Below are 8149 nucleotides of genomic sequence, written 5' to 3' on the forward strand. Positions count from 1 at the left end.
TGGGGAACCCACTTTCTTTCACGGCGTCGTGAAGAGCGAGGCGGCGGCTCTGGTTTACTCCCGTGAGTGTTCGTCTGGTGAAGAAAATGTCACTCACGTGGTGGAAGGAGAGTCTCCGCATGGCTCCCGCCGCTGTCAACGGTCTGGGCCCGGAGACCGCTCAGCGACCGCTCAGAGCGTGGCCGCGTGATCGGGGACGTAGTTCTGGAGGTCGCGCGGTGGCCGCTGGTAGCCCTTCGACGCCGGCCGCTTCGGCAGGTCGAGCACCGGCGGCTCCACGTCCTGGTACGGCACCGACTCCAGCAGGTGGGCGATCATGTTCAGCCGCGCCCGGCGCTTGTCGTCGCTCTCGACGACGTACCACGGCGCCTCGGTGATGTCGGTGTGCACCAGCATCTCGTCCTTGGCGCGGGAGTAGTCCTCCCAGCGGGTGATCGACTCCAGGTCCATCGGCGAGAGTTTCCAGCGTCGCAGGGGATCCTCCAGGCGCCGCTGGAAGCGCTCCTGCTGCGCCGCGTCGCTCACCGAGAACCAGTACTTGCGCAGCATGATCCCGTCCTCCACCAGCATCCGTTCGAAGATCGGGCACTGGCGCAGGAACAGCTGGTACTCCTCCTTGGTGCAGAAGCCCATCACGTGCTCGACCCCGGCGCGGTTGTACCAGCTGCGGTCGAACAGCACGATCTCGCCCGCGGCGGGCAACTGCTCGACGTACCGCTGGAAGTACCACTGGGTGCGCTCGCGCTCGGTCGGTTTCGGCAGCGCCGCGATGCGGGCCACGCGCGGGTTCAGGTGCTCCGTGACGCGCTTGATCGTGCCGCCCTTGCCCGCCGCGTCCCGCCCCTCGAAGATCACGACCAGCCGGGCGCCCTCCGCGCGCACCCACTCCTGGAGCTTCACCAGCTCCGTCTGGAGCCGCAGCAGTTCCTTCTCGTACGTCTTGCGCGGAACCTTCTCGGTCTTCTCCTCGGCCATGCCGCCCGCCCTCACCGCCACAGATGTCGAACAACTGAACGTCACGCTACTTTCCGGCGACCTCCGGCGCATGCCGTACCCCCGTGTTTGTCGCCGGGTGGGCGGGCTAGTCGCCAGGGGAGTCGGAAACCCAACCGAAGGAGACCCGTCATGGCCACCGTCAAGGACATGCTCGCGACCTACCCGGCCGACCTCGGCGGCGTCGACCGCGAGAAGCTCACCCGCTGCATCGAGGAGTGCATCGCCTGCGCCCAGGCGTGCACGGCGTGCGCGGACGCCTGTCTGTCCGAGGGCATGGTCGGCGAGCTGACCAAGTGCATCCGCACCGACATGGACTGCGCCGACATCTGCAACGCCACCGCGTCCGTGCTCTCCCGGCACACCGGCTACGACGCCAACGTCACCCGCGCGATCCTGGCCGCCTGCGCCACCGCCTGCAAGGCCTGCGGCGACGAGTGCGCCGCCCACGCGGACCAGCACGAGCACTGCCGGCTGTGCGCCGAGGCCTGCCGCCGCTGCGAGCAGGCGTGCAACGAGCTGGTCGAGGCCCTCGGCTGAGGGCCTCCGCGGTCCCGCGCAGGCCGCTTGGGCCTTCACATGTTGAAAGAGTGAAATAAGAGAAAAGGGAGGCTGATTGAATGTTATGTCCGTTATGGGGCACTTGCGAAGTGAGACACAGGACATCCAAAGGGAGATGCGACCCATGCGTTACACCGAGAAGCTCACCGAGGAAGTCACCCGTATCGACGCCCCCGAGATCGAGGCGGCACTGAACCCGGCCGAGGCCGACGGCGTCTTCCGCGACAGCCGTGAGTGCGCCGCCCTGGCCCTCCAGTCCGGGACCACCACCCTGCTGCTCTCGCCGCCGACCCCGCGCCCGAAGAAGGGCTGACGGACCGACGGGAGCGATGAGATGGCAGAGTCGAGTACTTCGGCCCTCCTCGAGGGCATGGTGCTGGACCTCGCGACCGACGTGGTCTCCGCTCTCCGGAGCGGAGACCACGTACGAGCGGGGAGCTTCCCCGGGCCGGACGACGCGAGCGGCACCCTCGCCCGCGCCGCCGTACGGGTGCTGGGCGCCGACACCCTGCTGCCCGGCGTCCTCCTCCCCCTTCCCCCCGACCCCGCCCGGCTCGCCCTGTTCGAACAGGCCGTGGCCGCACACCCACCGGGCGCCGACGCCGCCCCCGCCGTCGTATGGAGCCACTGGGCGATGACCCGCACCCTGTGGCGGCTCGGGCCCTCGGGTGACGGGCCGTCCGGAGGCGCGCCGTCCGCGCGGGTGCCGCCCGAACCCGACGCGGGCTGGCTGGAGGGCGCCAGCTGGCAGTCCCTCACCCACCAGCTCGCCGTGCTCGCCCCGCTCGCCCTGCCCGGCGAGGACTGCGCGGTGGCACGCGCGGCCCGGGCCCGCCCGGTGGACGTCGCCCGCGGCTTCGTCCGGGCCGTGCGCCGCCGCGACTGGCAGCAGGCGGCCGGTGCCGGGCGCTGGCTCACCTTGCTGGACGGCGTGCCCGACACACTCGGCCTGGACGAGGGGCTCGCCTTCGTGGAACTGATGGGCGGTGACAACCCGCGCGTGGCACTCCAGTTGACGGCGGCACGCCTGATGGCCGTACCCGCCGGGGTCCCGCGGTGACCGGCGCGCACCCGAGACCGGTGGCCCGGGAGGCGCTCGCCTGGGTCTCGGCGCACCGCGACCGCTTCCGCCTCGACGACGCCGCGCTGGCCGTCGACGGCGAGGTCAACCGCAGCTGGAAGCCGCTCGGGGAGCTGGCGCAGGTCTGCTCCACCGTGACCGCGCGCACCCCCCGGCACGACCCGCTGCACGCCTGCGCCTCCGAACTGCTCGATTTCGCCTGGCGGGAGACCGGCCGGGGCGAGCTGTTCGGGCGCGTGCAGGCCCTGGAACCCTTCGCCACCTACCCGCTGGAGGTGTACGCGGCCTTCGCCTCGGCGGGCCTGCGCCACCCCGGCTACGAGGCGTCCGCGGCCGTGGTCGCGCGCACCCGGGGCTGGCGCTCCACCGAGCAGTACCCGACCAGGCGCCTGGGCGTCCTCGGCGCCGAGCGGCGCGGCGGCATCCGCCCGCACGAGCCGGTCACCCGGGCGCTGGACCGCACCTGGCTGGGCGCACTTCCGGAACCGTGGACCTTCGAACGCGCCGCCGGCTACGCCGTCACCCACGTGGTCTTCCACCTCACGGACTGGGGACGCGCACCCGAGGGCGTCCCCCCGCGCCTCACCGACTACCTGCTGCACTGGCTGCCGCCCTGGCTCGACACTTGCCTGGAGGCCCGGATGTGGGACCTCGGCTGCGAACTGCTGGCCGTGGCGGCGAGCCTGCCCCGGCCACCGGAACCGGAACCGCTCGCGGAGGCCTGGGAGCGCGTCGCGGGGGCCCGGCGGCCGTCCGGCGCGATACCGGAGGAGGGCGGCGCGTACGGCACCGGCGACGAGTTCGCCGACTGCTACCACTCCACGCTGATGGCCGCGTTCGCCGCCGCGCTGACCCTGGCCCGCCCGGCCCACGACGGCGTACCGCACCGCGCGGCACCCTCCCTGACGGCCGTGCCCGACGGGTACGGCGGACGAGGAGCGCTGGGATGACCGACCCCCGTCTCATCCACCACATGGGCGCCCAGGCCATCGAGTGGCTGTGGGCCCACCGCGACGGCTTCCGCCTGGAGCCCGACGCCGACCCCGAAGTGGGCTTCCTGGAACGCTTCAAGCCGATCGGTGAACTGGCCCTCATCTGCGGGGTGCTGTTCCGCGAGGGCGTCGCCGGGTCACGGCAGGCGCGCCTCGCCCGCCAACTGCTCGACCACACCTGGCGCGAGACCCTGGACGGCGGCCGCATGCTGGTCCGCGGCCAGCGCACCGAGCCGTTCTCGACCGTTCCCTTCGAGGTGTACCTGCCCTTCAGGGAACTGGGCTACAGCCAGCCCGAGATGGACCGGGCCACCGCGCTGAACCACCGCCTGGACAGCTGGGCCCGCTTCCCCGTGACCCCGACCCGGCGCCTCGGCCTCTCCGCCTTCCAGCGCCGCTTCGGCCTGCCGCCCCGGCCCCCCGAGGCCGACCTGACCGGCACCACCTGGCTGGCCGCCACCCCCGAACCCTGGACGGTCGAGGGCCACACCGCCTACGACATCACCCACACCGTCTTCCACCTCACCGACTGGGGCGAGCACCCGGGCGGGCTGCCGCCGCACCTCGCCGACTACCTCACGGTGTGGCTGCCGGTGTGGACCGACGACTGGCTGGACCTGGAACGCTGGGACCTGCTCGGCGAACTCCTCGCCGTCGACGCCTGTCTGCCGCGCCCCGCCCTCGACGAACGCGCCTGGACCGGCTTCGCCGCCGCGCAGCGGCCCGACGGCGCCGTGCCCGCCGTACGCGCCATGCCCGAGGGCGACCCCGACGAGGTGTTCGACCTCGTCTACCACCCCACCCTGGTCGCCGCGTTCGCCTCCGTGCTGGCCACCTCGCGCGCCCTCAGCGCACTGGTGGGGGCCGCCTCGTGACGGCGCCGCACCCGCCCACCGCCGATCGACCGCGGCCCGCTGCGGTGGACCCGGACCGGCGGGAGCTGAGCCGCCGTCTGGACGCCGCCGTGGAGGCCGCCGACGCACCCGACGCCGTGTTCGCGCTCTCCCGGCACGGCCACCGCGTCGTCCGCCACGGAGGCACCGCCCCGCCGCCCCCGGCCGGGCGGGAGGTGCTGCGCTACGAGATCGGATCGGCCACCAAGACGTTCACCGGGCTGCTGCTGGCCGACCTGGTCGGGCGCTCCGTGCTGACCGGCGGCGAGACGGCCGCTGCCTGCCTGGACGGCGACCGGCGGCCCGGCCCGCGCCCGGTGACGCTCACCCACCTGATCACCCACACCTCCGGACTGCCCGCCCTGCCGCGCGACTTCCCGCTGCGGGCGCTGCCCGCCTGGCGGACCAACCCCTACGGGCGCTACCCGGCCGAGCGGGTCGTGGAGGCATTCCGGCGCCACCGCCCACGCCACCGGCCCGGCACCCGCTGGCACTACTCCAACTTCGGGGTCGCCGTGCTCGGCCACGCCGTCACCGCGCTGACCGCGACGCCCTGGGAGGACCTCGTCACCGGGCAGTTGCTCGGCCCGCTGAGGCTGACGGACACCGACCTCGCGGCCCGGGGCGACGGCAGGGACGCCACCGGGCACGGCAAGGACGGCCGCACCCCCGTCCCCGCCTTCGACGCGGGCGGCTTCCAGCCCGCGGGCGCCGTGCGCGCCACCCCGCACGACCTGCTGACCTTCCTCGAAGCCCACCTCGGCCCCGAGGGCTCCCCGCTGGCCGGAGCGCTCACGGCGGTGCGCACCCCCGTGCTGCGCCGCGGCCTCGGGCACCGGCACGTGCACACGGTGGCGTGGTTCCGGCACCCCACCGACGGCGGCCCGATGTACTTCCACAGCGGTGCCACCCTCGGCCAGCAGGCCTTCCTGGGCTTCAGGCCCGACACCGGCACGGCCCTGGCCGCGCTGTGCACCCGCCGCTTCCGTGCCCGGGACCCGTTCGTCGCCACCGCCTACGGGCTGCTGTGGGAGGACGACTGACGGGCCCCGGTCACCCGCCCTACACCCGCTGCCAGAGCGCGGGGGTGCCCTGCGGCGACCAGCCGCCCTGTGCCTGGTGCGGCTGGAGGCACTGGTAGCGCACGCCCGCCTGCACGACGGTGGCCCCCGCGTCGTAGACCCGGCCCGCCGCCCAGGTGTCCGCCACGCTGTTGTCCTGCGGGGCAGGGTCCGGCGCCGTCCCGGACGTCGTCTTCAGGACCAGCCCGAAGTCGTCCAGGATCGGGTTGACGGGCTGGAAGTACGTCGTCCCGCCGGTGGTGCAGTCGCCGAGACCGCCGGAGGTGACGCCCTGGGCCTGGGCGCCGGAGACGTACGGGCCGCCGGAGTCGCCGCGCTCCGCGCACACCGTCGTCTGCGTCAGGCCGTTCACCGTGCCCTCCGCGTAGCTGACGCTGGCGTCGTGCTGCTCGACCGTGCCGCAGCGCCACCCGGTGGTGGAGCCCGAGCGGCACACGGACGCCCCGACCAGCGCCTGCACCGAGCCCGTGACCTGCACCTTCTTGCCGTCCTCGCCCTTGACGTCGGGCGTCGCGGTCCACTGCGCGTTCACGCCCACCCACGACATGTCCTTGCCGGGGAAGGTGGAGGCCTGGAACGTCCCCTGGTCCGCCTTGTCGTGCCCGCTGGTCTTCGCGCCGGGCTTGCCGCAGTGCCCGGCGCTGGCGAAGCCCTCCTGGTCGCCCTTGGTGACGGAGAAGCCGATGGAGCAGCGGGCGGTGTCGTCGATGTAGTAGGCGTCACCGCCGACGATGTCCGCCATCAGCCGCGGCCGCAGCGCCGACACCCGGATCGCGACCCGCTCCGCCTGGACGCCCGCCGCCGTCACGAACGCGTCCCCGGCGGCCTTGTCGACGGCCTGCACGACGACCCGGTTGCCCGGTACGTCGACGTACCACACGGGCGTACGGTCCGTGCCGGCGCCGTTGGCCGCGGCGTCCAACTTGGCCTGCGCGGCGTGCAGTTCAGCGAGCGGCAGCTCGACGACGGCCGCCTTGGCGCCCTGGGCCTCGATGGTGGGCACGTCCACGGCGTCCGTGGTCGCCACATGCAGCTCGGCGGAGGTCGCGCCGCGCAGCCAGGCACCGGCGAAGCGCTCACCGAGGGCGTTGCGCAGCAGGCCCGCGCGGGTGCCCGCCTCGGCCTCGTTCACCAGCCGCCGGGCCGCCTGGGCGCGGGTCAGTCCGAGGTCGCGTTGCAGGGCGCGCAGTACCGGTGCCGAGGGACGGTCGGCGCCGAGCGTGCGGTCGGCGGTGGGCGGAGGTCCGGGCGCGGGTGGCGGTGCGGCGGCGGAAGGGGCGAGCGATGCCACGACGAGGGCACCGAGGGTGCCGACCGCGGTCAGAACGGCGCGGTGCCCGCCCGGGGCGTGTCTGCCGACCATGCGTGGGACCTCCAGGTGACGAGTGCGGTGTACGGCGGAGGGCTTCGGCGCCCTGTCGTCGGACTCCCGCCCGACGGCGGTACCTAGGCCTCGCCGCGACCGCATTCGCGCGATGGGGGACCCACGGGGTGTCATGTGGAGTAGGCGCGCCGTCCTCCGGCGTTTGCGGAAATGGCAAGAGTGTTCGCGCCTGGGGCGGGGCCGGGGGCAGGCTGTCGGTCAGACGACCCGTGGACCCCCGCACCCCGAGGAGCAGCCGTGTCCGACACCCCTGTCACCGAGCCCGCCGTCGCCTTCTGGGAGGCCCGCTACCGGGACTCCGCCCGGGTGTGGAGCGGCCGCCCCAACGAACTCCTGGTCCGGGAGGTGGCCGGGCTGCGGCCGGGCACGGCCCTCGACCTGGGGTGCGGCGAGGGCGGTGACGCCGTGTGGCTGGCCCGGCAGGGCTGGCGGGTCACCGGTGTGGACATCTCCGCCACGGCCCTCGACCGCGCGGCCGGGCACGCCGCCGAGGCGGGTGTCGCCGACCGGACCGCATGGGAGCGGCACACCCTGGGGGAGACGTTCCCCGAGGGTGAGTTCGACCTGGTGAGCGCCCACTACCTCCAGTCCCCGGTGCCCCTGGACCAGCAGGGCGTGCTGCGGCGCGCGGCGGCCGCGGTCGCCCCCGGCGGCACGCTGCTGATCGTGCTGCACGCCGGGTGGCCGTCCTGGCAGACCGAGCCGCCGTTCGAGGCGGTGTTCCCCACCCTGGAGAGCGTCCTCACCGAACTGGACCTCCCCGCCGGCCGCTGGACGGTCGACACCCGCGAGACGGTCCGCCGGGCGAGCACCTCCCCGGACGGCGTCGAGGGCCACCGCGACGACCACGTCTGGCGCCTGCGCCGCGTTGGTGGGTAGGGCCTGGTCTCTGTCTGCGTCGCCTCGGCGGATGAGGCCTGGCTTCTGTGTGTGCCGCGTTGGGGGGTAGGGCCTGTCGTCCGTGTGTGCCGCGTTGGCGGATGGGGCTTGTCCTCCGTGTGTGCCGCGTTGGCGATGAGGGACCGGCCTCTGTCTGCGCCGCGTTGGCGATTAGGGCCCGCCCCCGCCCGCCCCCGCCTGCGCCGCCTCGCCGCCTCGGCGCCTCGGCGCCCGGGGCCCGTCCCCGCACAGAAGTCGCGGCGCAGGGGGGGGCGGGCGGGGGC

The 8149-nt window shown here is 73.9% G+C and carries 9 protein-coding genes; 7 read left to right on the forward strand and 2 right to left on the reverse strand.

The genetic code is table 11. The features are described from left to right. Window positions 1–171: 171 nt before the first annotated feature. A complete protein-coding gene (gene ppk2, locus KBY47_RS29430) occupies window positions 172–975 on the reverse strand; it encodes a polyphosphate kinase 2 (RefSeq protein ID WP_210926330.1) in 804 nt (267 codons plus the stop codon). Between the two features lie 150 nt (window positions 976–1125). Between ppk2 and KBY47_RS29435 the strand changes: the two genes are divergently transcribed. The 6 genes from KBY47_RS29435 to KBY47_RS29460 all read left to right on the forward strand — a co-directional run bounded on the left by KBY47_RS29435 (window position 1126) and on the right by KBY47_RS29460 (window position 5563). Beyond that, window positions 1126–1533, forward strand: coding sequence for a four-helix bundle copper-binding protein (locus KBY47_RS29435; RefSeq protein WP_210926332.1), 408 nt, complete (start codon window positions 1126–1128; stop codon window positions 1531–1533). Window positions 1534–1678: 145 nt separating this feature from the next. Then, entirely contained in the window at window positions 1679–1867 is a 189-nt protein-coding gene (locus KBY47_RS29440; RefSeq protein ID WP_210926334.1) for a hypothetical protein, read from the forward strand. A 21-nt stretch (window positions 1868–1888) separates the two neighbouring features. Beyond that, on the forward strand, window positions 1889–2614 hold the full coding sequence (locus tag KBY47_RS29445; RefSeq protein WP_210926335.1) for a hypothetical protein: 726 nt from the start codon (window positions 1889–1891) through the stop codon (window positions 2612–2614). Next, on the forward strand, window positions 2611–3585 hold the full coding sequence (locus tag KBY47_RS29450; RefSeq protein ID WP_308405332.1) for a hypothetical protein: 975 nt from the start codon (window positions 2611–2613) through the stop codon (window positions 3583–3585). The genes KBY47_RS29445 and KBY47_RS29450 overlap by 4 nt, the downstream gene beginning before the upstream one ends. Continuing rightward, window positions 3582–4502: a hypothetical protein gene (locus KBY47_RS29455; protein WP_210926337.1), complete on the forward strand. Its 921-nt coding sequence runs from the start codon at window positions 3582–3584 to the stop codon at window positions 4500–4502. Before KBY47_RS29450 ends, KBY47_RS29455 begins: the two co-directional genes overlap by 4 nt. Continuing rightward, the gene (locus KBY47_RS29460) at window positions 4499–5563 is read left to right on the forward strand and encodes a serine hydrolase domain-containing protein (protein ID WP_374103126.1); all 1065 of its coding nucleotides are present in this window, start codon (window positions 4499–4501) and stop codon (window positions 5561–5563) included. Before KBY47_RS29455 ends, KBY47_RS29460 begins: the two co-directional genes overlap by 4 nt. A gap of 19 nt (window positions 5564–5582) precedes the next feature. Here KBY47_RS29460 and KBY47_RS29465 read toward each other — a convergent pair whose 3' ends face one another. Next, entirely contained in the window at window positions 5583–6965 is a 1383-nt protein-coding gene (locus KBY47_RS29465) for an alpha-lytic protease prodomain-containing protein (protein ID WP_210926339.1), read from the reverse strand. Window positions 6966–7223: 258 nt separating this feature from the next. On the opposite strand from KBY47_RS29465, the gene KBY47_RS29470 reads away from it, so the two are divergent. Further along, the gene (locus KBY47_RS29470) at window positions 7224–7865 is read left to right on the forward strand and encodes a bifunctional 2-polyprenyl-6-hydroxyphenol methylase/3-demethylubiquinol 3-O-methyltransferase UbiG (protein ID WP_210926341.1); all 642 of its coding nucleotides are present in this window, start codon (window positions 7224–7226) and stop codon (window positions 7863–7865) included. Window positions 7866–8149: the final 284 nt, after the last annotated feature.

The sequence above is a fragment of the Streptomyces sp. B93 genome (assembly GCF_018070565.1).
Classification (GTDB): domain Bacteria; phylum Actinomycetota; class Actinomycetes; order Streptomycetales; family Streptomycetaceae; genus Streptomyces.

What these genes read in the sequence shown, in the direction of transcription:
- KBY47_RS29440 (WP_210926334.1), top strand. Translation starts at nt 1,679, where the DNA reads ATGCGTTACACCGAGAAGCTCACCGAGGAAGTCACCCGTATCGACGCC.
- KBY47_RS29455 (WP_210926337.1), top strand. Translation starts at nt 3,582, where the DNA reads ATGACCGACCCCCGTCTCATCCACCACATGGGCGCCCAGGCCATCGAG.
- ppk2 (WP_210926330.1), bottom strand. Translation starts at nt 975, where the DNA reads ATGGCCGAGGAGAAGACCGAGAAGGTTCCGCGCAAGACGTACGAGAAG.
- KBY47_RS29445 (WP_210926335.1), top strand. Translation starts at nt 1,889, where the DNA reads ATGGCAGAGTCGAGTACTTCGGCCCTCCTCGAGGGCATGGTGCTGGAC.
- KBY47_RS29435 (WP_210926332.1), top strand. Translation starts at nt 1,126, where the DNA reads ATGGCCACCGTCAAGGACATGCTCGCGACCTACCCGGCCGACCTCGGC.
- KBY47_RS29465 (WP_210926339.1), bottom strand. Translation starts at nt 6,965, where the DNA reads ATGGTCGGCAGACACGCCCCGGGCGGGCACCGCGCCGTTCTGACCGCG.